We start from the raw sequence: 25,935 nt of genomic DNA on the forward strand, positions 1-25,935 counted from the left end.
CTAGCCACCTGGGGCTTCCCTGGCTCCGGTTGGGGTCTCGAGGGTCACAGGAGGGCTTGGCCTGCTGCACAGCCAGCGCACAGCAAATCGGCAGAGCCTGATGACACCAAACAACAGCACCACCACCTGACAGTTTCAACTTCTTGGAGAACGCCATGGACCAGCACGACAACCGCACCGTCCCCGGGGCTTCCGGGCATGACGGCCAGCCGGATACCGCCATGGAGGGCGGGCAGCAAGGCCGGCCCGCACCGGTTTGGGGCGGCGCCCCGGAAGGCCGCACCGGGGCCTACGAACCATCCGGCCGGGATCAATCCCCGGGGCAACAGCCCGCCCAGGGGTGGGGCGCACCCGCCCCCGGGACGCCGTCCCCAGGGTGGGGCACGACGACGGCGGGCGGCCAGGCGGACAACGCCGGCACGGGCTGGGGCGCACCGCAGCACTACGCGCCTGATGCTTCGTCCCGTCCAGGGAAGGGGAACTGGACCGGTAGGAAAAGCCTGCTGGTGGGCGGCGTTGCGGTGGTCGTCGGCGCCGCGGCCGGCGCGGGAGCCTACGCAGCCGGCAACGGGGCTACAGCTGCCTCAAGCGTCAACGGCACGGGGGCGGCCGGACAGCTTGGGCCCGGTGGGCAAAGCGGCATGACCGGGCAGGGCGGCATGATGGGCCCGGGCGGCCAAAGCGGGGTGGACGGCAGCGGTGCGGCCGGCGGTATGAACGGCGGGATGGGCATGGATGGCGGTCCGGGCGGACTGGGCCTGGGGGCAGCGGGCCTGAACGCGGCTGTCCACTCCGAATACGTGGTCCTCCAGGACTCCGGCTACGTCACCATGGCGGGACAGGCCGGCACTGTCACAGCGATTTCGGAAACCTCCATGACCGTTAACAGCGAGGACGGCTTTTCCCGGACCTATTCCGTGGGCTCCGACGTCCAGGTGACCCAAGGCATGCGGCAACGTGGCAGCGCGTCCACCGGCAGTACGCCCAGCCTGGCCAGCGTGACCACGGGGGCAACTGTGCGCGTGACAGCCCTGAAGGACGGCAATACCTACACGGCACAGACCATCCTGCTCGCAACGTCCAGCGCCCCGACCACGCCCGGTGCCGGAACCAGCAGCAACTGACCCTTGGAAGGGGCCAAAGCGGCAAAAAAGATCGGAATTTGCCAGCAAGCGGTTGGACACGGCCTCCACCGGTACCGCGATTCTATGTCAAACGGTTGAATTTCAGGCCAATTCGAGGAGAAGGGTCTTTGCCGAATAATATTCAGAAAATGTGCCAAAGAGGGGGTCCTGACCGGACAAGCGTCGCTGTAAATTCCCTCTGCCAAAATCGTGATCTACCGCACAATTCTCCGTTTCGTCTCACAATGCGGACGATTTGGTCCATTGTTACTTGCAAGTTGGCATTGTTACGCTGCACACTTCCAATGTGAACAAGAACTCAACAGCACCTGCAGCCGCAGAATATTGGCCCAGCACATCCGCTGCTGCCGACATGCGCTGTTGTCGAATGCACGCCTGACCTTCCCACCCATCGAAGTTCTTAGGCATTCGCCCCCAGCCCAGCGTCGGGCGCCCCTCCCCGGTCTTCGCCGCGGGGAAGCCAGCATTCGAGCCGCGAAGGCGGCCATTTCACATTGAGGTAAGCATTCCATGTCAGTTGCATCCGGATACGTCCACATCTCTGTCCGTAACGCCGCCAAGGCAGGCCAGCCCTCCGGCATCCGTCCCGGCTTCGGCCCGCGGCCGGCACTTGCCCCCTCCACCTCCGGAAGCAGCTACCCTGCCCAGGGTTTTGCCCCGCAGGGATACAACCCGAACTCCTACGGCCAGCTCCGCGCCGTCCATCCGGCCGAATCCGCTCCGGTGACTGCACCCACCCCGGTCGTGTCAGGGCCGAACGCCGTCCGTCCGGTCGCCAATGACAACGTGGCCCGCGGATTCGTCCTTTACATGGGCATCGACGAGGAGACGGCCGCAGCGGCGGGTACCTCCATTGCCAAACTGGCCCAGGAGATCCGCGCCTACGCGCAATCGCTGGTCTCCGGCGCCGAGAGCTACGCCGCCGTCGCGGTGGCCCCGGCCGGCACCCCCGGCTCCGCGCTCGACGTCGTCCGTTCCACCTTCGGCGACCCCACCGTCAACAACCGCCAGCGCACGGAAACCCCGCGTGCTGCCCAGCCGCAGGAACCCCGGCCCTCCGGTGTGCTGATCGACCTCGCCCGCCGCGAAGTCCACCTTGACGGCGAGTCCCTGAACCTCACGTTCAAGGAGTTTGAGCTCCTGAACTACCTCGTCGAAAACGGCACCCGCACCGTGGGCCGCGACGAGCTCCTCGAAGGCCTGTGGCGCAACGCCGAAGAAGTGCCCAACGAGCGCACCATCGACGTCCACATTCGCCGCCTCCGCTCCAAGCTGGGGCGCCTTGCCAACACCGTCCGCACGGTCCGCGGCCAGGGCTACCGGTTCTACGAGCACCCCGAGGTTGTTGTCTGGGCTGCGCCCGAGTACTCGATCTAACTCCCGGTTCCACCTGGCCGCCTCCCCGGCGGGGGGATTGGCTAGGCTTGGGGCATGAGTGAGCACCACCTTCGCCGCCTTGTGATCATGCGCCATGCCAAGGCCGACTGGCCCGGCGGGGTGGCTGACCACGAGCGGCCGCTGGAGGAGCGTGGGCACCGGGAAGCGCCGCTGGCCGGACGGTGGCTGCTCAAGCACAACATCGTCCCGGACTTCATCCTGTGCTCCAGTGCGTTGCGGACCCGCCAGACGTGTACCTGGGTCTGCTCGGAGCTCGGTGACAAGGCCCCCACGCCCAAGCTCGAAGACGGCCTGTATGCGGCATCGGCGCTCCGGATGCTGACCGTGGTCAACCATGTACCGGACACGGTGACCACCCTGATGCTGATCGCGCACCTGCCCGGCGTCCAGGACCTGGCCATGCACCTCGCCTCGCGCGATTCGGACCACGACGCCTACATGGACGCCGCCACCCGTTTCCCCACCAACGCGCTCACCGTGCTGGAAACGGAAAAGCCATGGGCGGAACTCGATGGGCAGGATGCCCGGATTACGCGCTTCGCGGTTCCCCGGTCGCACTGACGGCGATGCCGCGCAGCATCGCCGCTACATGCCTGATGCCTGGACTGGCGGTCATGGTCCTCCGGTGGACCAGCCCCACCTGCCGTGCCTGGACCGGGTTGACCACCGGCACGGCCACCACGTCCGGAGGCAATGCCGGGCGGCCGAGGCGCGGGACCAGTGCAACACCCACCCCCTGCTCCACCAGGGCGATGTGCGTTGCAAAGTCGGGGTCATACACCCTGATGTCCGGGACGCGGCCGAGGTCGGCGAAGATGCGGAGGAGGGCTTCATTGCAAATGGCGCCATCCGGTGTGCTGATCCAGCGCTCCTCCACGAGCTGCGCGGGCTCGATGTCCGCGCACGCTGCCAGCGGATGCTGCCGGTGGACCAGGACGTCCGCCACGTCCTCGCACAGCCACTCCAGCGTCAGGTGCTCCGGGATCACCAGGGGCACCGAATTCCAGTTATGCACCAGGCCAAGGTCGGCTTCACCGTTGGCCACCCGGGCCACAGCCTCGCGCGGATCCTCCGCCAGCACGGAAATCTCCAGCGCCGCCTCCGACTGCCCGATCTGCGCCAGCAACGGACCCACCAACCCCCGGCAGGCAGTGGAAAAGGACACCAGGCGCAGGCTCCCGCTCGGCTTGGCCGGGTCCGCGAGGAGGGTTGACTCCAGTTCCTCCAGCTCGGCCAGGATGCGCCGGCCGTAGGCTGCCAGCGCCAGGCCGCGCTCGGTCAGCAGGACCCCGCGGCCGCGGCGCTCCAAAACCGCGAACCCGGCTTCCTTCTCCAGCTTCTTCACCTGCTGCGACACCGCTGAGGGGCTGAACCCCATCACCTCCGCGGCGGTAACCACTGTCCCGTGCTGCTCGATAGCCGCCAGGGCCCGCAGCGAGCCGATATCGATCATGAAGCAAAGCTACATGATCTGATGTTCAAATGGGCGCTGGTGCTTCAACCGTTCCTCTGCCACAGTGGGGACGTGAGCCTGCGCGATTCCCTCTTTGCCGTCCTGGTGGCCCTGCTGTGGGGCCTGAACTTCGTGGCCATCGACATCGGCCTCCACGCCGGTGGCCGGGACTTCCCCCCGCTGTTGTTCGTGGCGATCCGCTTCGTCCTGGTGGTTGTCCCCTGGATCTTCTTTGTCAGGAAGCCGGACGTGCCGTGGAAGGCCATTATCGGCGTCGGACTTTTCATGAGCGCCGGCCAGTTCGGGCTCCTCTACCTGGCCATGGCGCTCGGCATGCCGGCAGGCCTGGCCTCGCTGGTCCTGCAGGCGCAGGTCCTGCTGACCGTCCTGCTGGCCGCCGGGTTCCTCGGTGAGCGGCCCAGCCGGCGCCAGCTCGCAGGAGTGGTGCTGGGCGTGGCAGGCCTGGCCGTCGTGGCCGTGGGCCGCAGCGCCGTCGCCCCACTGCTGCCGCTGCTCATCGTCCTGGCGGCGGCACTGTCCTGGGCGGCTGGCAACGTCATTGCGCGCAAAGCGAGGGCTGCCTCCGGACTCGGCCTGGTGGTGTGGTCCGGGGCCGTGGTCCCGGTCCCGCTGGCCGCGTTGTCGCTGCTGGTTGACGGGCCGGCCACGGTTTGGGATTCCCTGTCCGGGCTCCAGGCACCCACCATCGCCAGTGCCCTTTATACGGCTGTCTTCGCCTCGCTCGTGGGCTACGGCATCTGGAACCGGCTCCTGGCCAGCCACCCGTCGTCGGCCGTTGTTCCGTTCACCCTGCTGGTCCCGGTGGTGGGCATGAGCGCAGCGTGGCTGGTGCTCGCAGAGGTGCCATCGCCAACGGAGCTGGCAGGCGGCCTGCTCCTCCTGGCCGGCGTGGCGACGGCGGTGCTTACCGGAGGGGGCGGGCGTCAGCGGCGGGGCTGGCCGCGGGCAGGCCGGGGTGCCGGCTTGGGCGGCGGTGAAGCGGACGACGCCGGGCGCCTGGCTGCCGCTGCCGGGTCCCGGGCGGGAGCGCGCGGGACGGAGGTCCGCTGAACGGGGGAGGCCTGCGTGCCTCCGCGCGGGGCGGCCGTCCGCTGGGCTGCCTGGGGGCGCGGCTGCTGCCCCGTGGTCCTGCCTTGCCCCGCTGGCCTGGCCTGGGCTGCCGGCTTTCCCTGCCCGCTTGCCCGCGCCGCGGGCCGGGCTGCCGGCGTGCCGCTGCGCCGTGCCGGGGAGGGCCGGCGGACCGCCGTGATCCGCCTCCTCCCCGGCCACAGGGCTCCGAGGAACAGGATCCCGAACGTTGCCGCCAGCGCGGAGGCGGCGGCAATGAAGTAGTTGTCCGGGTCGTCAGTGGGAAGAGGTGTGCCCAGGAAGGACGACTGACCGTCGAAGGCAAGCTCCCAGGTGCTGAGGAAGGCCAGCGAAAAGCCGAGGGCCAGGGCGGTCCCCGCACCCGCGGCCAGCAGGGCGAACCGGCGCCGCCGCACCAGGATTTCGGCCACCGCGGCGAGGTAGGCCAGCGCCAGGACGCCCAGGAACGCGAGGAACACCGGCTCGGCAAGGGTCATCGCCGTGAGCACCAGCAGCCCGGCAGCAACAATCCCGCAGATGACCGCGAATTTTCCGCTCTTCCCCGTATGGCGCATGTCCACCATCATCCCCGAGGAGCGGCATCCTTCAGGACGTAGCCGCGCATGATCGCCATGATTGCGGCAACACTTTGGTCACGGGTGCGCTCGGGGTTGTACGTCTGGCGGTCAAGGCCCACCACGAAGCAGGCGCCGAAGATGGCCGTTTCCAGGCTCCCCCGGGACACCGAATCATCCACGGGGTACGCCGTGGCGACGCGTTCCACTGTCTGCCCGATCACGTCGAGCAGTTCCGCCCGCAGGACCGAAAAGGTGCCCTGCCACTCACTGGGGATCCGCCAGTTTTCGCTGACCCACAGGCGCGCAAAGGAGGGGTATTCGGCCATGAAGTCCATGGCCTGCCCGATCATGGCCTCCATGGCCAGCAAGGGGTCCCGTCCGGGGCCGCCGCCGTCGGCCGCAGCGAGCAGCCGTGCCTTGAGGATGTCCACGCCGTGCCGGAGCAACTGTGCGATCAGCTCGGATTTGCTGCCGAAGTTGTAGTAGACCGTACCCTTGGAAACCCCGGCCGCTGCCGCGATTTCGTCCACCGTGACGCCGGCAGCGCCGCGCTCGCCGATCAGCTCCATCGAGGCGTCGAAGAGTTTCTGCCGCGTGGCGTTGGTCCTGGCGGGCCGGAGTGCCTTGGCCGCACCTGCTGGTTCGGTGGTCATACCGCAATCTCCGGCTTCAGGGTCTTCAGTGTCCAGTACTTGTTCTTGCGCACCGCCAGGGTGGACATCGCCGCGCCCAGCAGGGTGTAGCCCACCAGGCCGGCAAGGGTGGGGAGGATCATGGACAGGTCCCCGCCGTAGATCAGGTGCCGCATGCCCGTGACCACGTAGCCCATGGGCAGGACCTGGTGCACCACATGCAGCGGCTGGGGGGTGGTCTGCCAGGGGAACGTTCCTCCGGACGACACCAGCTGCAGGACCAGCAGGATCAGCACCACCAGCTTGCCCGGCGAGCCCAGCAGGGCCACCACGCCCTGGATGAGGGCGCTGAACGCCATGGCGGCGGCCAGCATGAACAGCCACATCAGGACCGGATGGGCAGGGTTCAGGCCCAGCGCCACGTCCACCACCAGAGTCAGCAGGGACGCCTGCACCACCGAGACCAGCAGGAAGGGGAGCCAGCCGCCCAGCGCGATCTTCCACGACGGCGCATTGGAGGCCAGGGCCCGCTGGGTGATGGGACGCATGGCCTGGACCAGCATGAAGATCCCGATCCACATGGCAAGCGTGAGGAAGAAGGGCGCCAGCCCGGCGCCATAGGACCCGGCCTTGGCCTGGGACACGTTGCTGACGGCGACAGGATCAGCCATGACCTGGGACAGGTTGCTCTTCTGGGCGTCGTCCGGGTTGGGGACCTGCCCGGCGCCCTTGCCGATCTCGTCGGCCAGGGTGCGTGAACCGGAAGCGGCCTGGCCGGCGCCGTCCGCAACCTGCGCGGCCCCGCCGTCCACCTTCCGTGCTCCGTCGGCAAGGCTGGAGGATCCGTCGACGGCGGACTGCTCGCCGGCCGCCAGGGCGGCAGCCCCCGTGTGGAGCTGGTCCGCCCCTGCCGAGGCCTGCCCGATAACGTCCTTCAGTGCGGGCATTCCGGCCGCGAGCTGGGCGGCGCCGACGCTGACCGCTTCGGAGCCGTCGGCCAGCTGCTGGACCTGGGCCGCATCGGTCTGGAGCCTGGTCTTTGCAGCCGCCACGGGGCTTGAAGCCGCGGCGGCATCAAAGTCAGCCAGGACCTTGTCCGCCTGCTCCTGGGTCAGCACGCCCGCGGTGACGAGCCTGCTGTTGGACTCCACCACCCGGTTGCGCAGGCCCTGGTCAGCGGCCTCCAGCTGTGCGGCAGCATCCTGGACTTTGGCATTCAGCTGGGCGTTTCCGGCAGCCACCTGCGCGGCGCCGTTGGCAAGCGTCTGGGCATCCGTGGGGAGGGTGGCCGTCTTGTCCTTCAGGGTGGACAGCCCGCTGCTCAGCTGCCCCGCGCCGTCGGTCAGCTGGTTGGCCCCGTCCCGCAGCTTCAGCTGGCCGGCGTACAACTGGTCCGCGCCGCTGGTCAGGGCAGAGGTGCCCTCGTGGAGGGTGACGGTTCCGTCCCGGAGCGTGGCCACGCCGTCGGCAAGCTGGGAGGCGCCGTCCGCGGCCTGGACCATCCTGGAGTGGATGGTGCCGAACCCTGTCAGCAGTTGGTTGGCAGTTTCCTCACCCACCTCCTTGGCCACCGTGGAGTGCACAGCCGTAGTCAGTTTGTCCACGATGGTGCTGAGGAGGTAGTTGTTGGCGTCATTGGTGGTGACGCTCAGCATGGCCTGGCTGGCGGAGTCGAAGCTGCCGGGGGAGACGAGGTTCGCGGAGAAGTCCTTGGGGATCTTCAGGGCAAAGGCGTACTGCCCGCTGCTGACCCCGGCGTCGGCTTCCGTGGAGCTGGCCACCGGGATCCAGTGGAACACGTTGCCTTCCACCAGGCTGTCCGCAACCTTGTGCCCCGCCTCCAGCCGCGTGCCGTCGGTGGCGGTTGCACCGGAATCCTCCACCACCAGGGCGGCGTCGAGGTTGTTGAGGTGGCCGTAGGGGTCCCAGTTGGCGTACAGGTACACAGCGCCGTAGAGCAGCGGGACCATGGTCAGCGCCAGGATGGTCAGCTTGGGCAGCAGGCCGCCCGTCATGCGCTTGAGTTCGGAGCGGGCCAACCGCAGGACAGTCACTTGGCAACCTCAGTTTCGATGGTGGTTTCGTGGTTCTCCGGTTCGGGCATGGCCTCTCCGGCGTGTTTCCCGTGCGCGGACTCCAGGTCCGGGACCGGGTCGGCCTCGGCTTCAGGCGCCGCCGCAACAGGTGCGGCGTTGCCGATGGTGGCCACTGGACCGTCCCACAAGGCGGGGACGGCACTGACTGCCGCCACGACGGCGAGCGGCCGCCCGGCGTCGTATGCGAGCGCGCGGAGGCGCGGCAGCCACGTGGACGCATCGGCGGAGTGCCGGTCCGGGGAATCCACCACCAGCAGGTCCGTGCGGGGGTTCGCCAGGGCCAGCGCCGTAAGCAGTTCCAGCCGCCGCTGCGGTTCCAGCTGCTCCGTCCACAAGTCCGCGATGTCCTCGAAGCGGTTGACCTTCAGCCATGGACCGCTCAGCAGTGCACCGCGGAAACGGCGGGGGATGAGGGCAAGGTCCTCGGTCACCAGGTCGCGGACCGAGAGGTGCTCCTCGGGTTCGTTGACGCCGGGGGAGTCCACCAGGGCCGCAGCAAGGCGGAGCTGCCTGGTGCGGGAATTGTTATCCCAGCCGAGCTGTCCGCCCGTTGCCTTCATCCTGCCGCTGACCAGCAGTGACAACGCGGTGCGCTGGTCCTGCCGGTCGCCGGCCACGAGCAGCAGTTCACCGCGGGCCACGGTCAGAGAGGTGGGAGGAAGCAGCGGATCCCGGCGTCCTTTGGCGTGGAGCTGGTGTGCTGAGAGCAAGGATTGCCTTTCGCAGAAATCGTCTGCTACAAGGCTAACCGAACTGACCGGTCAGTTCAAATAGACTTAAAGGCCGTACTTCTCCAGCAGTCGCAGCCACACCTCGCTGATCGTGGGGTAGGAAGGGACGGCGTGCCAGAGCCGGTCCAGCGGCACCTCTCCCACCACGGCGATGGTGGCGGCGTGCAGCAGTTCGGCCACGTCCGGGCCGGCGAAGGTGGCACCCAGCAGGACCTTGCGGTCCTCGTCGACCACCAGCTGGGCCCAGCCCTCATAGTTCTCCGAGTGCAGGGAGGAGCCGGCCACCTCAATGGGCAGCTCAACGGAGGACGCGTTGTAGCCGTCCTTCCGCGCCGCCTTCAAGGTGCGTCCCACGCTGGCCAGTTCGGGGTCTGTGAAGACGACGCTGGGCACGGCGTGCTGGTTGGCGGTCTGCGCGTATCGGGTCCAGTCGGCGGGAGTCCCTTTCAGTTCGCCCTTGGCGCGGGCTGCGATGGCGTCACCGGTGGCCCGGGCCTCGTACTTGCCCTGGTGCGTGAAAAGATTCTCGCCCGCGGCGTCCCCCACTGCGTAGAGCCACTGTTCGTCGCCGGGAGTGCCCTGCACCAGGCCTGACGAATCCGTTGACAGGGACAGGTGGCCGGAGTCGTCCGGCCCGAAGCCGACGCTTTCCAGGCCCAGGCCTTCGAGGGCCGGGTGGCGGCCGGTGGAGACCAGGACTTTGTCAGAGGTGACGGCGGTGCCGTCGCCCAGGGTCACGGTGATGGTGCCGTCGCCGTTCTGGCTGATGCGTTCGGTGGCGGTGTGGAGACGCAGTTCAACGCCGTCCGCGCGCAGCCCGGCGGCAACCAGCGCAGCCGCCTCGTCCGGGAAGTTGCCCAGCAGCCCGCTGCGCGCCACCAGGGTGACACTCGAGCCCAGGCGGGCGAAGGCCTGGGCCAGTTCGGTCCCGGCCACTCCGCCGCCCAGCACCGTGAGGCGCTCCGGGACCTCGCGGGCCGAGGTGGCTTCCCTGGTGCCCCAGACCGGTACGTCCTGCAGTCCCTCGATGGGGGGAGTGGTGGGGGTTGAACCGGTGGCCAGCACGACGGCATGCCGCGCCCCCAGGAGGTGCTGCGTCCCGTCCAGGCCTGCCACCTCCACAGCCTTGGGGCCGGTCAGCCAGGCGTGGCCGCGCACCAGCTCGATCCCGGTGTCCGCCACCCATGACACCTGGCTGTCGTCCTGCCAGTTGGAGGTGAAGTAGTTCCGGCGCTCCAGGACGGCGGCGGCATCAAGGGTGCGGGTAGCGGCTTCCTTGGCTCCCGGCGTGGTCTGGGCCGCGTGCAGCGCCGTGCCCGGCCGGAGGAGGGCCTTCGATGGCATGCAGGCCCAATAGGAGCATTCGCCGCCGACGAGTTCGGCTTCAACCAGCACCGCGGTCAAGCCGCCCTCCACCACCCGGCCGGCCACGTTTTCCCCTACGGCGCCTGCGCCGATAACAACAACATCAAATTCGCGCTCAGCGGCCTCGGGCATCATGAGCAAAGCCTAGCCGGGTTGACGGTCCGGGCAGCACAAAAAAGGTCCGTACCGGAGAACCGGTACGGACCTTGCTGGTGCGCCCAAAGGGATTCGAACCCCTGACCTTCTGTTCCGTAGACAGACGCTCTATCCAGCTGAGCTATGGGCGCATTCCGTGTCCCGGGAGAAGAACCGCTCTCCCTGAACCTCGAATTACTTTACGCGAGCTGCGGGCTGATGCCAAATCGAGGGGCATGTAATCTCCACAACTAGACCGGTATAGGTGACCTTCATCACTTAATCGGCGTTTTCGCGGGAATAATTCCTTGATTTCTCGCGGAATTCAGTTTCCGTGACTGGATATGTCAGTCAAGCTCCCCAAAAACTCCACTGGTCCGGACCATAGCATTTAGCTCACACCGATGAACCCGAGGAAGGGAACTGCAATGGGCGATCTGGCGCAGAAGCCGCTGCTTGAGAAAGCACCCACCACACATGCCGGTCTGCTGGCATGGGTCGAAGAGGTTGCTGAGCTTACGCGGCCGGACCGCATCTACTGGGTTGACGGGTCCGAAGAGGAAAACACCCGCCTGACTGACGAGCTTGTTGCTGCCGGCACGCTGACCCGGCTCAACCAGGACCTGTTCCCGAACTCCTTCGCCGCGTTCTCGGATCCCGCCGACGTTGCCCGCGTCGAGGAGCAGACCTTCATCTGCTCTGAAAACAAGCGTGACGCAGGGTTCACCAACAACTGGATGGACCCGCGCGAAATGAAGGACAAGCTGCGCGGGCTGTTCGCCGGTTCAATGCGCGGCCGCACCATGTACGTCATCCCGTTCGTCATGGGCCACCTGGACGCCGAAGACCCCAAGTTCGGTGTCGAGATCACCGACAGCGCCTACGTGGTCGCCTCCATGCGCATCATGGCCCGGATCGGTACCGACGTCCTGAACCGCATCACCGAAACCAACGCCTTCTTCGTGCCCGCCCTGCACTCCGTGGGTGCGCCGCTGGAACCGGGCCAGGATGACGTGCCGTGGCCCTGCAACCCGGACAAGTGGATTGTCCACTTCCCCGAGGAACGCTCCATCTGGTCCTTCGGCTCCGGCTACGGCGGCAACGCCCTGCTGGGCAAGAAGTGCTACGCCCTGCGGATCGCCTCCGTCATGGCGCGGGACGAAGGCTGGCTGGCCGAGCACATGCTGATCCTCAAGCTGACCTCCCCCGAACAGAAGACCTACTACGTCGCCGCCGCCTTCCCCTCCGCCTGCGGCAAGACCAACCTCGCACTGCTGGACCCCACCATCAAGGGCTGGAAGGTTGAGACCCTCGGTGACGACATCACCTGGATGCGGTTCGGCAAGGAAGGCGAGCTGCGGGCGGTCAACCCGGAGGCTGGCCTCTTCGGCGTTGCCCCGGGTACCGGATGGGGCACCAACCCCAACGCCATGCGTGCCATCGCCAAGGGCAACAGCATCTTCACCAACGTGGCCCTGACCGATGACGGCGGCGTCTGGTGGGAGGGCATGACCGACGAGGTGCCGGCGCACCTGACCGACTGGCAGGGCAACTCCTGGACTCCGGGCTCGGACCAGCCAGCAGCCCACCCGAACTCCCGGTTCTGCACCCCCATCGACCAGATCGACATGCTGGCAGAGGAATACCACAACCCGGACGGCGTGGAGCTCTCGGCCATCCTCTTCGGCGGCCGCCGTAAGACCACCATCCCCCTGGTTACCGAGGCGCGCAGCTGGTCCAACGGCATCTTCATGGGTTCCACCCTGTCCTCCGAAACCACCGCTGCCGCTGCGGGTGCCGTCGGCGTGGTCCGCCGCGACCCCATGGCCATGCTGCCCTTCATCGGCTACGACGCCGGTGACTACCTGAACCACTGGGTCAACCTTTCCGCCAAGGCAAACCCGGAGCGGCTGCCGAAGATCTTCCTGGTCAACTGGTTCCGCCGCAACTCCGAGGGCGGCTTCGCCTGGCCCGGGTTCGGTGACAACGCCCGTGTCCTGAAGTGGGCCATCGAGCGCCTGGAGGGCAAGGCGGACGCCGTCGAAACCCCCATCGGCTTCGTGCCCACCGGGGAGGCCATCGACCTCGAAGGCCTGGACATGACCCCCGCGCAGGTGGAGGAAGCCGTCAAGGTCGATGCCACCGAATGGGCTGCCGAGCTGGCCTCCATCGAGGAATGGTTCGCCAACTTCGGCGACTCCCTGCCCGACGCCCTGCAGTCCGAGCTGGCAGGCCTGAAGGCCCGCCTCTCCTAGGTTCACTGCCTGAAGCACGACGACGGCCCCGCACCTTTCGCGAAAGGTGCGGGGCCGTCGTCGTTCCCCCCATCGATTGCTCCCCACCGGCACCCTAACCTCGCAAGCTCGGCCAGGGAGCCCTGCCGGCGGGAACCCTGCCGGCGTGGGCCCACGTACTGGTCGTTTTCAACCTTCAAAACGACCAGTATGGAGCAGCCGATCTAGCTGGCGAGCCAGATGTCCGGGCCGAAGACCTCGTAGTGGATCCGGGTGGCCGGGATGCCGGCGTTGATGGCCTCGTTGCGGATGTTCTTCATGAACGGCAGCGGACCGCACAGGTACAGGGACGCGTCGGCCGGCAGGTCCACTTCGCGCAGGGACATGAAGCCTTCCTTGGCGCCGTCCACCGGCTGCTCGAGCCAGAGCTGCAATTCGGCGGTGTCCAGGCGTTCGACGTCGTCCGTCATCTGGCCGCGCAGCGCCCAGCTGTCCAGGGTGCTTTCGGCGTGCAGCACCAGGACCTGGCGGTCGGAACCGGACTCGGCAAGGGAGCGGAGGATGGAGGCCGTGGGGGTGCAGCCGATGCCCGCAGAGGCCAGGACCACGGGTCCGTCACCCTCCTTGAGCGTGATTTCGCCGTAGGGGTTGGAGATTTCGACGACGTCCCCCACCTGGACGGTGTTGTGCAGCACGGGGGAAACTTCGCCGCCGTCGTCCAGTTTTGTGGTGAAGGTGCGGCTGGTGCCGGCGTCGCCGGACAGGGAGTACTGCCGGACCTGGCGCAGGCCATCGGGAAGGGCCACCTTGACGCTGATGTACTGACCCGGCAGGGCTGCGGTGACGGGTGTGTCGTCGGCCGGCTGCAGGGTAAAGGTCATGGACCCGGTTCCTGCCGGGGTCTTGGCCGCCACCCGCCACGGAGTCCACATCCTGTCATTGGCCTGGGCTGCGTAGAGGCCCTTTTCCAGCTTGATCAGCGCATCCGCCATCAGCCAGTACACCTCCGTCCAGGCCTCGGCGATCTCCGGCGTGATGACTTCTGCAAGGTCCTCGGCGATCGCTGCGAACAGGTGCTCATAGACCACCTGGTACTGCGGCTCCGTGATGCCCAGGGAGGCGTGGCGGTGCGCGATGCGCGAAAGGACGGTTTCCGGCAGCGTGCCCGGATTGTTCACCAGGTGGGTGGCGAAGGCGGCGATGCTCCCGGCGAGGGCCTGCTGCTGGTTGCCGGAACGCTGGTTGGAGCGGCTGAACAAGCCATCCATCAGTTCGGGGTGCGCGGCGAAGAGGCGGGCGTAGAACTTGGGGGTGATGGATCCGATCCGGGAACCGACCAGCGGCAGGGTGGCCTCAATAACGGGGCGGGACTTGTCCGAGAGCATCTGAACTCCTGAGGTTGTGGCCGGGGCCTTCGTCCGGCCGGAGGAAAACTCACATTTCAAATACGAGTATTCTGCCTCAGTTCTACACCTTGTAGAAGTTTGAAATCAAACCGATAGCGGGCGCCCGGATAATAGGCGACTAAAGTCCCGGGCGCAGGCCGATCATTGAGAAAACCGGCGCCATTTGCCGGGCCTGGGGAAGGTCCGAGATGACCACCGAGTCAAGCTCGGCGTAGAAGGCTTCGCGGGCGCGGGCCAACGCGCCCCGCAGCCTGCATTCATTGATGAGGGGGCAGTTGCCCGTGGGGGACATGCACTCGGCGGGATCGGTGCGGGTATCGAGCTGCCGCAGGATGTGCCCCACGGTGGCAATGCGTCCGGCGTGGCTGAGCCGCGAACCGCCCGAACGGCCGCGGACCACCTCGATCAGGCCCATGCTCCGCAGCTTGGCCATGGCCTTGCTGACGTGGTTGTACGGCGTCCCCACCGAGTCGGCGATGCTCTGGGTGGTCAGCAGGGTGCCGTCCGGGACCGCTGCGAGCACCATGAGTGCGCGCAGGCTGACGTCAGCGAAGGCGTTGATCTTCATGACTGCGGTACCGGTCTAGTCCACCCAGATGGCGGGCTCGCTGGCGTCCGCACCCAGTTCGCCGAACTCCCAGGTCTGGGTGCCCGCATTGGCCGAGTACGGCAGGACGGCGGCGAAAAGAGAGCCGTCCCGGTGCTCGGCGGCCACATGGATGGCGTCCGAATCGTCCTCCACCAGCAGGATGTCGCACACCACGGCCGCGGCGCGGAAGTCGTCCCGGTTCTGCCGGAGGAGGGCCTGGAGGTCGCGGATCATGGCGTCGGCGTCGAATTCGCCGTCGCTGTCTTCAGCAGCATCGGCCGGGGAGACAGCAACCAGCCGCACTTCGCCGTCGTTCTGGACAGTCAGGGCAAAGGGCAGGAAGCCGCCGTTGCGCTGGAGCTGCTCCTGGGCCGCGCTGACGCCCGTGCCCAGGAGGTTCTCCAAGTCTGTTGCCGTGGCTTCGGAGACGGAGTCGCGCCAGCTTTCCTGGCCGCCGCCACCGTCCGGTGCCTGTCCGGGATGCTCCGCCATGCGGTGCTAGGCCCGGACCAGGGACAGGACGCGGTCGCGGATGCGTTCCATGGTGGACCGGTCCGTGGCCTCGGCGTTGAGCCGGAGGAACGGTTCTGTGTTGGAGGGGCGCAGGTTGAACCAGTAGCTGCCGTCGTTGGCCGTGAACGTGCTGCCGTCAAGGGTGTCGATGGTGAGGTCCTCGTCCGCGAAGGCCTGGCGGACCCGCTCCACCGCGGCCGGCTTGTCCTCCACCTCGGAGTTGATCTCACCTGAGCTGACGTAGGGCTCGTATTCGCGGGCCAGCTCGGACAGCGGGCCGTCCTGCTCGCCGAGGGCAGCCAGGACGTGCATGGCCGCCAGCATGCCCGTGTCCGCGTTCCAGAAGTCGCGGAAGTAGAAGTGCGCGGAGTGCTCTCCGCCGAACACGGCGCCTTCTTTGGCCATGACGGCCTTGATGAAGGAGTGGCCCACGCGGGTGCGGACGGCGCGGCCGCCGTCGTGCTCCACCAGTTCCGCCACCGCGCGGGACGTGAGCAGGTTGTGGATGATCGTGGGGGTTTCCTCGCCCTGGGCCTTGGCGCGCGCAATCTCGCGGCGGGCCACCATTCCGGTGATGGCCGACGGCGATACGGGTTCGCCCTTTTCATCAATGACGAAGCAGCGGTCGGCGTCGCCGTCGAAGGCCAGGCCGATGTCCGCGCCGTGCTCGATCACGGCGGCCTGCAGGTCGCGGAGGTTTTCCGGCTCCAGCGGGTTCGCCGGGTGGTTGGGGAAGGAGCCGTCCAGCTCGAAGTACAGCGGAACGATGTCGAAGGGCAGTTTGGGCAGCGGCGCGTCGCCCAGCACCGCCGGGGTGGTCAGGCCGGCCATGCCGTTGCCGGCGTCCACCACAACCTTCAGCGGGCGGGAGGCGGAGAGGTCGACGAGCTTGCGAAGGTATTCCGAGTAGTCCTTGAGGACGTCGCGGACGCTGATCAGGCCGCGGGTGCCTGCCGCGGGGATGGTCCCGCTGTTCAGGTACTGCTCCGCGAGGGCCTGGATCTCCTTGAGGCCGGATTCGGAGGAGATGGGGACGGCGCCGGCCTTGGCCATCTTGATGCCGTTGTATTCGGCCGGGTTGTGGCTGGCGGTGAAGGTGGCTCCGGCGCGGTTGAGGAAACCGCAGGCGAAGTACAGTTCGTCGGTCGAGATCAGGTCCAGCAGTTCGACACTGGCGCCGCGCGTTGCCGCCCCGTTGGCGAAGGCCTTGCTGAACTCGGGGGAGGAGGGGCGCATGTCGCCGCCCACCACGATGGTCTGGCCTTCGAGCTGCAGGACATCCACGAACGCGGCCCCCACGGCTTCGACGATTTCGGCGGTGATCGACTCGCCGACAATCCCACGGACGTCGTAGGCCTTGAAGGATGCCGAGAGATCAAATGTCGTTGTCTGTTCGCTAGTCACGGGCTTTATCTTACGTGGACGGCGATGGCGGCCAAGGCGGTTTCGGCGGTATGTGCGTAACAGCAGCGGACCGGCGGGGTATTTCCACATAGCGGATGGTGCCCGTCCATGTTGTCGGAGGGTGCTGGGATACTGAATCAATGGCCGATAACCACTACACGTCCACAGTTTCCGCTACCGCAGTTGCAGACCAATCAGATCCTCGTGTGCAGGGGAGCGCCACTCACGCCGAGGCGCTCGAGGTCCTGCGCGGCCTGGTGGGCCACCCGGACGCCGTCTTCCACGACGGGCAGTACGAGGCCATCGAGGCATTGGTCGACGGCGGGCGGCGGGCTTTGGTGGTCCAGCGCACCGGCTGGGGCAAGTCGGCCGTCTATTTCGTAGCGTCCCTGCTGCTGCGGCGCAGGGGAGCCGGGCCCACGCTGATCGTCTCGCCGCTGCTTGCCCTGATGCGGGACCAGGTGGCCGCTGCCGCCCGGGCCGGGGTGCGCGCCGTGGCCATCAACTCGGCCAACCAGCTGGAGTGGGACACCGTCCGTGAACAACTGGCCGCCGACGAGGTGGACGTGCTGCTGGTTTCCCCCGAGCGGCTGACCAACCCGGCGTTCCGGGAGACCCAGCTGCCTGAATTGATCCGGCGGACGGGCCTGCTGGTCATTGATGAAGCCCACTGTATTTCCGACTGGGGCCACGATTTCCGTCCCGACTACCGGCGCATCGCGGACCTGATCACCCAGCTCCCGGATTCGGTCCCGGTGCTGGCCACTACCGCCACCGCCAACTCCCGGGTGGTGCACGATATCGAAGAGCAGCTCGGCGCGGGGGTCCTGACCATCCGCGGCTCCCTGGGCCGGGAGTCGCTGCGGCTTGGGGTCTTGTCCCTGCCAGGGTCCAAAGAGCGGCTGGGCTGGCTGCTGACCCACCTGGCCGATCTTCCCGGCAGCGGAATCATCTACACGCTGACGGTGTCCGCGGCCGAGGACACTGCCCGCCTGCTGTCGGAGGCCGGGCACAACGTCCTCGCCTATACCGGCCGGACTGATCCTGCCGACCGGGAGCGTGCAGAGCAACTGTTGAAGGACAACCAGGTCAAGGCACTGGTGGCCACCTCCGCCCTGGGAATGGGATTCGACAAGCCGGACCTTGGCTTCGTGGTGCACCTCGGTGCGCCGTCCTCGCCCGTTGCCTACTACCAGCAGGTGGGCCGCGCAGGCCGCGGCGCGGCGAACGCCGATGTCCTGCTGCTGCCCGGTGCCGAGGACCGGGAGATCTGGCAGTACTTCGCCACCGCCTCCATGCCCTCGGAGGAGAAGGCCGGGGCCGTGCTGACGGCGTTGGCCGAAGCAGGCACAGCCCTGTCCACCGTGGCCCTGGAAGCCCGGGTGGACCTGCGCCGTACCCCCCTTGAGCTGCTCCTGAAGGTGCTGTCCGTGGATGGCGCGGTGGAGCGGGTCGGCGGAGGCTGGCGGTCCACCGGCCAGCCCTGGGTCTACGACGCGGAACGATACCGCCGGATTGCCGAGGCCCGCGTGGATGAGCAGGACTCCATGGTGATCTACCAGGACACCGCGGGTTGCCGGATGGAGTACATCACCTCGGTCCTGGACGACGAGACCGCCCGTCCCTGCGGGCGCTGCGACAACTGCGCTGGCCGGTGGTTCCCCGCGGACGTGGCAGCTGACGCCACGGCAGCGGCCGGTCAAACCTTGAGCCGGGCAGGTGGAGTGCTGGAACCGCGGCTTCAGTGGCCCAGCGGCATGGACCGGCTGGGCGTGCCGGTGAAAGGCAAGCTCAAGCCCGGTGAGGGCCTGGCCGAGGGACGTGTCCTTGCCCGCCTGACGGACCTCGGATGGGGCGGCGCCCTGCGGGAACTGTTCGCCGCGGGCGCGCAGGACCGGCCCGTGGATCCGGGCATGCTCCAGGCCTGCGTGCAGGTCCTGCGTGAATGGGGCGCCGGTGATGGCCGTACCCCGGGGTGGAGCGGTGTCGGCAGGCCGGCCGCCATTGTCGGCGTGCCGTCCCGCAGCAAACCGCAGCTGGTGGGGTCACTGGCACGCGGAATCTCCGAGATCGGCCGCATACCGTACCTCGGCGAGCTGCAGCTGGCCCACGGCGGGCCCACCGGCGGCCGCGGCGGGAACAGCGCCTACCGGTTGGCCGGTGTGTGGGACCGGTTGGTGGTGGGTCCGGAGCTTGAGGCCGCCCTGCAGTCTGCCCAGGGCCAGCCGGTCATGCTGATTGACGACCTTGCAGACAGCCGGTGGACCCTTACCGTCGCTGGGCGCGCCCTTCGGCAGGGCGGGGCGGGAGCGGTGCTTCCCCTGGTTCTGGCGCAGGCGGGCTGACGGCCTCAGCAGCGGCTGAACCCCGGGCTGCACTTCGTCCTGCTGCGCTTGCGCCTTGGGCTGCTGCATCCCGGGCTGCGGCGTCCGGCTCCGATGCCGCCTGTCCGGCTGCCCCCGGGGCCGTGGCTGCCGGGCCTGGCTGATCCTGCGGCGGCCGCCGTTGGCTCACTGCCGCCCCGGCATGACGGGGAAGCAGCAGGCTGTCCACCGTGCTGGCCAGCATCAGTACGGCCATCACCCCGAACGCCCCGCGGAAAGGCCCGGCGGGGTCCTGGGGCACCAAGGCCTGTCCGTCGAATATCCGGATCAGCAGGGCGGCGACGGCGATGCCCGAGCCGGTGCCCAGCTGCACCAGGGTTGCGGACACCGTGTTGGCGGACGTCAGCTGTGCCGGCGGGATGTCGGCGTACTGGACCGAAGCGTAGGCCGAAAAACCGATCGAGCGGAAAGCTCCGCTGCAGACCAACAGGAGGAACGTCAGGGCGTCCGGCGTCGCCGGGGTGAGGAACGCGCAGAGCGCGAAGGTGACCGCGGACGCCAGCGAGGCGAACACCAGCATCGCCTTGAAACCGAACTTCCTGATCAGTGGCGTGGTGGCGGGCTTGATGCCGATGTTGCCGATGAACACCGCCGCCACCATGGCACCGGCCTGCAGCGGTGACCAGCCGAACCCGGTTTGGAACATCAGCGGCAGCAGGAATGGGACCGAGCTGATGGTCACCCGGTATACGAATCCGCCGGTGGCCATCGCCCGGAACGTCCGGGTGCGGAAGACCTGGAGGTTGAACAGTGGATGGGGAGTCCGGCGCATCCAGGCCACGGCGCCGGCAAGTGCGGCGAGCCCGGCCGCGGCGCTGATCCCCGCCCAGGGCAGCTCCGGGTGGCTGCTGGCCAGTTCCAGGCCCGCCACCAGCGCGCCTACCCCCACCGTCGTCAGCACCATGCCGGGCCAGTCCAGCCGGCGGCCGGCGTCGCCGGGTGCATCCGGAACCAGGCGGAGGGCGGCGACAAAAGCGGCTGCGCCGAGGGGGATGTTCACCAGGAAGATCCAGTGCCAGGACAGATAGGTGGTGAGCGCGCCGCCCACCAGCGGTGCGAGGACCGGGGCCAGGAGTCCGGGCCACACCAGGAACGCTGTGGCGCGCAGCAGGTCGGACTTCGGGGTGCCGCGCAGCACCACCAGGGTTCCCACCGGGACCATCATGGCCCCGCCGGCGCCCTGGGCGATGCGGCTCAGGGTGAGCGCGAGGAGGTCCTGGCTGAAGGCGCAGAGCAGGGACGCGAGCGTGAAGACGGCGATCGCTGCGCAGAAGACCCGGCGGGCGCCGAACCGTTCCGCCAGCCAGCCACTGATGGGAATGCCCACGGCGACCGTCAGCAGGTACGCGGTCATGGTGATGTTGACGTCGGCAGCGGGGATGGCAAAATCAGCCGAGATGCTGGGGATCGCCGTAGTGAGGACCGTGCCGTCCAGGAACTCCATGAAGAACGTTGCCGCCACCAGGAGGGCCAGGCGCGGGTTCCACCCCGAACGGGTGCTGTCCTGCTGGTGAGGTGTGGTGCGTGCCGCCATGCGCCAATCCTGCCACTGGGGCACCGCCCGCGCGCCCCTCGTCCGGCTGGCGGACAGCGTTTTCCAGAGGACGCGGGAGCCTTGCCATGTTCATCAGAAGCTTCTTCGCGTCCCCGAACGTTCAAGGCACTGATTCGCGAACATGCTTAGACCGGCAGTCCCGGAAACCAGCCTCAAAATTCCCCCGGAAACGCAAAAGGCCCCGGTCACGGGGACCGGGGCCAAACGCGGAGACGGGGGGATTTGAACCCCCGGTCGAGTTTAACCCCGACCCTTCATTAGCAGTGAAGTCCATTCGGCCGCTCTGGCACGTCTCCAGTTGCTATTCCTAGCCCACCAAGGATACGCAGATCCGGGCACGCAGTGCAAAACGCTTCCGTCGAAGCCCCACTCCGGCCGGTGCAGTTCCGCGCTGCCTACGGGCCGGGCCGGGCCGGACGGACCATACGGATTTCGGCGAGGTTCTCCCAGTCGGCCAGGACGTCCTGCTCGCCGTCGGGCTCAAAGCCGAACCGCCGGTAGAAGCCGATCGCCCGGCTGTTGGCCGCGGCCACCCAGAGGCTTGCCGGGTTGTCGCCAATGGCGGCCGTCAAGAGCCGGGCACCCAGGCCAAGGCCCTGGTGGGACGCCAGCAGGTACAGTCCCCACAGTTCCAGGTCCCCGGCCGACGGCGGCGGGTGCCCTTCGGGGGAACCCGGCGCCGGCAGCAGGCGGGCGCCGGCGAACCCAACCACCGTGCCGCCGTCGGACGCCACCCAGGCCTCGACGGGGTTCGGCCGGTCCAGCAGGTGCCGCCAGAGGCGGAGCCTGCCGGCGGGGTCCACCGCGGCGAGGAAGGCGTCGGAGAGCATCCCCCGGTAGGTCTCCTGCCAGCAGCGGACATGCACCCGCGCCAGTTGCGCAATGTCGTCGGAACCGGCCCGCCGGACCGTCAGTACGTGCTCCGCGGCGGTCAGCCTGCCAGCGCCTTCCACAGGAAATGCTGGCTGCGGGCCTGCAGGGCGGCGGCCTGCCGGTTGTCGGAGGCACCGGCGTGCCCACCCTCCAGGGCTTCGTGGAACCAGACATTGGGGATACCCATGGCCAGCATGCGGGCCGCCATCTTGCGCGCCTGGACGGGGCCCACCCGGTCATCCGAGGTTGCGGTCCAGATGAAGGTCTCCGGGTACTCCACGGCGTCCTTGAGCAGGTGGTACGGCGAGAAGGTCTTGATGTACTCCCACTCTTCGGGAACATCAGGGTCCCCGTACTCGGCAATCCAGGAGTGCCCGGCTGACAGCCTGGTGTAGCGGCGCATGTCCAGCAGCGGAACCCCGCAGGAGACGGCCCTGAACAGTTCCGGGTAGCGGGTGAGCATGTTGCCCACCAGGAGGCCGCCGTTGGAGCCGCCCACGCAGCCCAGCCGCCGGGGCGAGGTGACCCCGCGCGAGATCAGGTCGCGGGCCACGGCGGCGAAGTCCTCGTAGGCCCGGTGCCGGTTTTCCTTCAGCGCGGCCCGGTGCCAGGCGGGCCCGTATTCGCCGCCGCCGCGGATGTTCGCCACCACGTACACGCCGCCGCGGGAGTGGGCGGCGTCGCCGTCGGTTTCCGCCGGCGTGGTGCGGCGCTCAAGCCATGCCCGGCCCACGGTGCCGCTGTAGGCGGGCGTCCGGGACACCTCGAACCCGCCGTAGCCGGACAGCTGGGTGGGGTTCTGCCCGTCCAGCGCCAGGCCGCGCGGGGCCACCTGGAAATACGGGACCCGGGTGCCGTCGTCGGACACGGCGAAGTGCTGCTCCACCTCATACTCGGCGTCGGCAAAGAACGACGGCGAGGCCTTGACGGTGGCATGCCGGCTCACCACGCCGGACGTCCCGGCGGCGTCGTGCTCCAGGTTGTCGTGCTCCAGGGTGCCGCGCAACAGGGTGGTGGGAGTGGTGAATCCGGTGGCGACCAGCCAGAAGTCATCGCCGGCTCCGCCGTCTGCAGGTCCCTCATCCTCGTCGTCCACGGCGTAGGCGTTCACGTCGTGCAGGGGAGGACAGGCGTCGAGCAACGTGGCCGTCCAGCCGCCGCCGGCGTTGCCGGTGGGCCGGGACGGGTCCAGTACCCGGATCTCAGAGGACACGTCCTTGAGCAGGTTCAGGAGCAGGAAGCTCCGGGTCCAGCTCCAGGACTGCAGGGAAGTGTGGGCATCCGGCGTGAACAGGACGATGGGCTCGCGGCGCCCCGCAAGGTAGTCCTCGAAGTTGGCGGCGAGCAGGGCTCCGGCGGGATACGTGGTGCCGTCCAGGGTCCAGTCCTGCTGCGGGCGGAAGAGCAGCCATTCCCGGTGCACGCTGACGTTGACGTCGGTGGGGACATCGATGGCTTCCCAGCCGCCGTCCCGCAGTACGAAGCTGGTGCGGTTGAAGAAATCGATGTAGTCCACGGCGAAGGTGCGCTCGAAACCGGCAGTGGAATCGTGCGCGGCCACAGCCATCATGTGGTCTTCCGGTACCTCGAAAAGGCGCGGGGCCGTGGCCAGGGAATCGCCGCGCTTGAGGGTCACGGCGGTACCGGCGTAGGAGGACGCGGTCCGGGGCAGCCCCTCCGCGGTGGAGGCAACCAGCAGCGTATCGGCATCCAGCCAGGACACATTGCCCTTCGCGGTCGGGAGGTCGAAGCCGCCGGCGGCCGGGTCGACGAAAGCGCGTGCTTCGACGTCGAATTCGCGGTAGCGGTTGGCGTCACCGCCGTCGGGGGAGAGGGCCAGCAGCGCCAGCCGGTAGGGCTCCCCGGCGGCCGGACGCAGGAACGTGGCGCCGTGGAACACCCATTCTTCGCCTTCTGCCCGGGACAGCTCATCAACATCCAGCAGGACGTCCCATTCCGGCGAGTCGGTGCAGTAGCTCTCCCAGGTGGTGCGGCGCCACAGGCCCTTCGGGTTCTGCTGGTCGCGCCAGAAGTTGTAGTACCAGTCGCCGCGCTTGCCCACCATGGCGATCCGGTCAGAGGAGTCCAGGACTTCCAGGATGCCGGCTTCCAGTCCCGCGTACCCTGCGTCCTCGAGCAGGTCCTCGGTGCGGGAGTTCTGCTCCCTGACCCAGGCCAGCTGCTCCTCGCCGTAGATGTCCTCCAGCCATACGTTTTCGTCGACGGGTTCCGGTGCCTTGCCGGAAGCGGCGGTGCCGGGGTTGTCCGGGCCTGGACCGGGAACGGACGCGTGATCAGCTGCTGTGGTGGTCATGCGCCCCATCCAAACAACTGGGCCACAGGCTGGCAAGTCAAGCGCCGCGGGGCATAACCGGCTTCCAGCCCGTACGCTGGATGCCGTGGAAAAATCTGAGAGCATCCGGGCTGTCATTATCGGCGGCGGCCCCCGCGGCACCAGCGTGCTGGAGCGGTTGCTCGCCCACCGTGCCGCGGCCGGGGACTCTGCACGGCACCTGCGGATCGACGTGGTGGATCCCTACCCTGCAGGTCCGGGGCATGTTTGGCAGCCCGGCCAGTCACGGCTGTTCCTCATGAATACGCAGTCTTTCTACCCCACGCTGATTCCCCAGGATCCGTCGCTGCCGGCTCCGGTTGCCGGCACCACCTTCGATCAATGGCGGGCGCGGCAGCAGCTGGACCCGCTGCCGGCCCTCTCCGCTGAGGAACTGGCGGAGATTGCTGTCCTGGGTTCCGACGATTTTCCCAGCCGGGCGCTCTACGGCCGCTACCTGGGCTGCACCCTGGAGGAGTTGCTGGACAAGGCGCCCGACGGCGTGGGCATCGGATTCCATGCGACCTCGGCACTCTCGGTGCGCCGGGCAGGGGACGGAATGTTCGACGTCGGCCTGGCCACCGGGGAAACTATCCGGGCCAACGCCGTGGTGCTGGCGCTGGGGCACATTCCGTCCCGGCTGAATCCGGAACAGCGCGGACTGGAGGCCTCCGCCGGGCAGCTGGGCCTGCAGTATTTCCCGCCCGCGGTGCCCGCCGATGTGGACTGGTCGCGGATCCCTGCCGGCGAGCCGGTCCTGGTGCGCGGCATGGGCCTGAACTTCTTCGACACCATGGGCCAGCTCACCGAAGGCCGCGGCGGAAAGTTCGTCCCGTCCGGCAGCGGCCTTGCCTACGAACCGTCCGGCCAGGAACCGCGGATCATTGCCGCCTCCCGGCGCGGCACCCCCTACCGGGCGAAAGCGGCGCTGAGCGGCTACTACGCCCCGTCCATCACGCTCCGCTACCTCACCGAAGCGGCCATCCGGCGGCTGGCCAAGGCAGGCATCCGCCCGTCGTTCGACCATGACCTGTGGCCGCTGCTGCACCGTGACGCCCTGTGGGCCTACTACTCAACGCTGGTGCGCTCGCAGCCGGCAGCGGTCCCTGACGCGCAGGCATTCCTCGCGGCACTGGAGGAAGCCCTCCAGCCGCATGCGCACAGCGCCGCCAACTGGGAAGACGGCGTGGAGAGCGTCCTGGCCGTCCACGTGGGTCCGCGGCACCGCCTGGACCTGCGCGGGCTGGCGGCCCCGCTGGCAGGGCGGACGTTCAGGACACGCCGTGAGCATGACGCCGCGGTGGTGGAGTTCCTGCTCGATGACGCCCGCCGTTCCGCCCTCGGCGAGGACGATCCGGTCAAGATGGCCATTGCCGCCCTGCACCACGGACGCGCCGTCCTCAAGACGGCAGTGGCCGACGGCGGCATCACCGATGAGTCCTGGATCGCGGGACTGCGGGGCTGGTTCGAGTCGTTTGTGGAGGGCCTGGCCAGCGGGCCGCCCGCGCTGCGTTCCGAGCAGTTGGCAGCGCTGGCCCGGGCGGGGGTGGTCAGCTTCGTTGGACCCGACCCGAAATTCGGTGTGGACCGGAAGTCGAAGCTGTTTACCGCGTCCTCGCCTTGGGTGGCAGGGCCGCCGGCGACGGCGCGGACCATGGTGGAGGCGCTGGCGCCGGGCAACCGGGTGTCGGCGAACGATTCACCGGTGCTGGAGCAGCTGCTCGCCGACGGGCTGGTGCGGCCGAAGCTCATGATGACCGCAGAGGGAGCTCCGGTGGAGTCCACGGGCCTGGACGTGGAGCCGCACCCGTACCGGCCCATCGCCGCCAATGGGTCCGTGACGGAGGGGCTGTTCGTCCTGGGGCTGCAGTTGTCCTCGACGCAATGGGGAACTGCGATCGCAGCCGAGGCCGTCCAGCCGGGCGGCCCGGTGTACGCCAGCGGCCAGCGCACGCTTCGCGATGCGGACGAGATCGCGGCCGCCATCCTCAGCAGGGTTTGATCCATCACGGCTTAAACGCCG

Annotated in this window: 19 protein-coding genes and 2 tRNA genes; 7 read left to right on the top strand and 14 right to left on the bottom strand. The window is 68.1% G+C overall.

Annotated features, from left to right (window positions below; all coding sequences use genetic code 11):
- The first annotated feature begins 155 nt into the window (after positions 1–155).
- The 3 genes from PUN71_RS17350 (at position 156) to PUN71_RS17360 (ending at position 3,104) form a co-directional block, all read left to right on the top strand.
- Complete coding sequence (locus PUN71_RS17350; protein ID WP_277799412.1) at positions 156–1,124, top strand: hypothetical protein; 969 nt, start codon at positions 156–158, stop codon at positions 1,122–1,124.
- A gap of 531 nt (positions 1,125–1,655) precedes the next feature.
- Entirely contained in the window at positions 1,656–2,522 is an 867-nt protein-coding gene (locus tag PUN71_RS17355) for a winged helix-turn-helix domain-containing protein (RefSeq protein ID WP_043452011.1), read from the top strand.
- A gap of 54 nt (positions 2,523–2,576) precedes the next feature.
- Positions 2,577–3,104: a SixA phosphatase family protein gene (locus PUN71_RS17360; RefSeq protein ID WP_110545004.1), complete on the top strand. Its 528-nt coding sequence runs from the start codon at positions 2,577–2,579 to the stop codon at positions 3,102–3,104.
- Here the strand turns inward: PUN71_RS17360 and PUN71_RS17365 are convergent.
- The gene (locus PUN71_RS17365; protein WP_277799413.1) at positions 3,073–3,996 is read right to left on the bottom strand and encodes a LysR family transcriptional regulator; all 924 of its coding nucleotides are present in this window, start codon (positions 3,994–3,996) and stop codon (positions 3,073–3,075) included. The two genes, PUN71_RS17360 and PUN71_RS17365, sit on opposite strands and share 32 nt — an antisense overlap.
- Before the next feature lie 72 nt (positions 3,997–4,068).
- Here PUN71_RS17365 and PUN71_RS17370 point away from each other — a divergent pair, with 72 nt between their 5' ends.
- A complete protein-coding gene (locus PUN71_RS17370) occupies positions 4,069–5,067 on the top strand; it encodes an EamA family transporter (RefSeq protein WP_277799414.1) in 999 nt (332 codons plus the stop codon).
- Positions 5,068–5,668: 601 nt separating this feature from the next.
- Here the strand turns inward: PUN71_RS17370 and PUN71_RS17375 are convergent.
- The 5 genes from PUN71_RS17375 to PUN71_RS17395 all read right to left on the bottom strand — a co-directional run bounded on the left by PUN71_RS17375 (position 5,669) and on the right by PUN71_RS17395 (position 10,774).
- The gene (locus tag PUN71_RS17375) at positions 5,669–6,316 is read right to left on the bottom strand and encodes a TetR/AcrR family transcriptional regulator (protein ID WP_277799415.1); all 648 of its coding nucleotides are present in this window, start codon (positions 6,314–6,316) and stop codon (positions 5,669–5,671) included.
- Positions 6,313–8,349 carry a YhgE/Pip family protein gene (locus tag PUN71_RS17380; RefSeq protein ID WP_277799416.1) on the bottom strand — a complete coding sequence of 679 codons (2,037 nt, stop codon included), beginning with the start codon at positions 8,347–8,349 and terminating at the stop codon, positions 6,313–6,315. The genes PUN71_RS17375 and PUN71_RS17380 overlap by 4 nt, the downstream gene beginning before the upstream one ends.
- Positions 8,346–9,101, bottom strand: a complete 756-nt coding sequence (locus PUN71_RS17385; protein ID WP_277799417.1) for an ABC transporter ATP-binding protein — start codon at positions 9,099–9,101, stop codon at positions 8,346–8,348. Before PUN71_RS17385 ends, PUN71_RS17380 begins: the two co-directional genes overlap by 4 nt.
- Positions 9,102–9,167: 66 nt before the next feature.
- Complete coding sequence (locus tag PUN71_RS17390) at positions 9,168–10,622, bottom strand: dihydrolipoyl dehydrogenase family protein (protein WP_277799418.1); 1,455 nt, start codon at positions 10,620–10,622, stop codon at positions 9,168–9,170.
- A gap of 75 nt (positions 10,623–10,697) precedes the next feature.
- Positions 10,698–10,774, bottom strand: a tRNA-Arg gene (locus PUN71_RS17395).
- A 276-nt stretch (positions 10,775–11,050) separates the two neighbouring features.
- Here PUN71_RS17395 and PUN71_RS17400 point away from each other — a divergent pair.
- Positions 11,051–12,877, top strand: a complete 1,827-nt coding sequence (locus PUN71_RS17400) for a phosphoenolpyruvate carboxykinase (GTP) (RefSeq protein ID WP_277799419.1) — start codon at positions 11,051–11,053, stop codon at positions 12,875–12,877.
- A 203-nt stretch (positions 12,878–13,080) separates the two neighbouring features.
- On the opposite strand, the gene PUN71_RS17405 is transcribed toward PUN71_RS17400, so the two are convergent.
- The 4 genes from PUN71_RS17405 to PUN71_RS17420 form a co-directional block, all read right to left on the bottom strand.
- Positions 13,081–14,241: a globin domain-containing protein gene (locus PUN71_RS17405; RefSeq protein ID WP_043452024.1), complete on the bottom strand. Its 1,161-nt coding sequence runs from the start codon at positions 14,239–14,241 to the stop codon at positions 13,081–13,083.
- Between the two features lie 139 nt (positions 14,242–14,380).
- The gene (locus PUN71_RS17410; RefSeq protein WP_277799420.1) at positions 14,381–14,830 is read right to left on the bottom strand and encodes an RrF2 family transcriptional regulator; all 450 of its coding nucleotides are present in this window, start codon (positions 14,828–14,830) and stop codon (positions 14,381–14,383) included.
- A gap of 15 nt (positions 14,831–14,845) precedes the next feature.
- The gene (locus PUN71_RS17415) at positions 14,846–15,343 is read right to left on the bottom strand and encodes a hypothetical protein (protein WP_277799421.1); all 498 of its coding nucleotides are present in this window, start codon (positions 15,341–15,343) and stop codon (positions 14,846–14,848) included.
- 6 nt (positions 15,344–15,349) lie between these two features.
- Complete coding sequence (locus PUN71_RS17420; RefSeq protein ID WP_277799422.1) at positions 15,350–16,768, bottom strand: phosphomannomutase/phosphoglucomutase; 1,419 nt, start codon at positions 16,766–16,768, stop codon at positions 15,350–15,352.
- A 140-nt stretch (positions 16,769–16,908) separates the two neighbouring features.
- Here PUN71_RS17420 and PUN71_RS17425 point away from each other — a divergent pair, with 140 nt between their 5' ends.
- Positions 16,909–19,113, top strand: coding sequence for a RecQ family ATP-dependent DNA helicase (locus PUN71_RS17425; RefSeq protein WP_277799423.1), 2,205 nt, complete (start codon positions 16,909–16,911; stop codon positions 19,111–19,113).
- Here the strand turns inward: PUN71_RS17425 and PUN71_RS17430 are convergent.
- The 4 genes from PUN71_RS17430 to PUN71_RS17445 form a co-directional block, all read right to left on the bottom strand.
- Positions 19,037–20,686 carry an MFS transporter gene (locus tag PUN71_RS17430; RefSeq protein WP_277799424.1) on the bottom strand — a complete coding sequence of 550 codons (1,650 nt, stop codon included), beginning with the start codon at positions 20,684–20,686 and terminating at the stop codon, positions 19,037–19,039. The two genes, PUN71_RS17425 and PUN71_RS17430, sit on opposite strands and share 77 nt — an antisense overlap.
- 228 nt (positions 20,687–20,914) lie before the next feature.
- Positions 20,915–21,003: transfer RNA gene (locus PUN71_RS17435), tRNA-Ser, on the bottom strand.
- Between the two features lie 99 nt (positions 21,004–21,102).
- A complete protein-coding gene (locus PUN71_RS17440; RefSeq protein WP_277799425.1) occupies positions 21,103–21,660 on the bottom strand; it encodes a GNAT family N-acetyltransferase in 558 nt (185 codons plus the stop codon).
- Positions 21,639–23,894 carry a prolyl oligopeptidase family serine peptidase gene (locus PUN71_RS17445; RefSeq protein ID WP_277799426.1) on the bottom strand — a complete coding sequence of 752 codons (2,256 nt, stop codon included), beginning with the start codon at positions 23,892–23,894 and terminating at the stop codon, positions 21,639–21,641. Before PUN71_RS17445 ends, PUN71_RS17440 begins: the two co-directional genes overlap by 22 nt.
- 85 nt (positions 23,895–23,979) lie before the next feature.
- Between PUN71_RS17445 and PUN71_RS17450 the strand changes: the two genes are divergently transcribed.
- Positions 23,980–25,914, top strand: a complete 1,935-nt coding sequence (locus tag PUN71_RS17450; RefSeq protein WP_277799427.1) for an FAD/NAD(P)-binding protein — start codon at positions 23,980–23,982, stop codon at positions 25,912–25,914.
- The last annotated feature ends 21 nt before the right edge of the window (positions 25,915–25,935 follow it).

The organism is Arthrobacter sp. NQ7, assembly GCF_029581595.2.
Lineage (GTDB): Bacteria > Actinomycetota > Actinomycetes > Actinomycetales > Micrococcaceae > Arthrobacter > Arthrobacter phenanthrenivorans_B.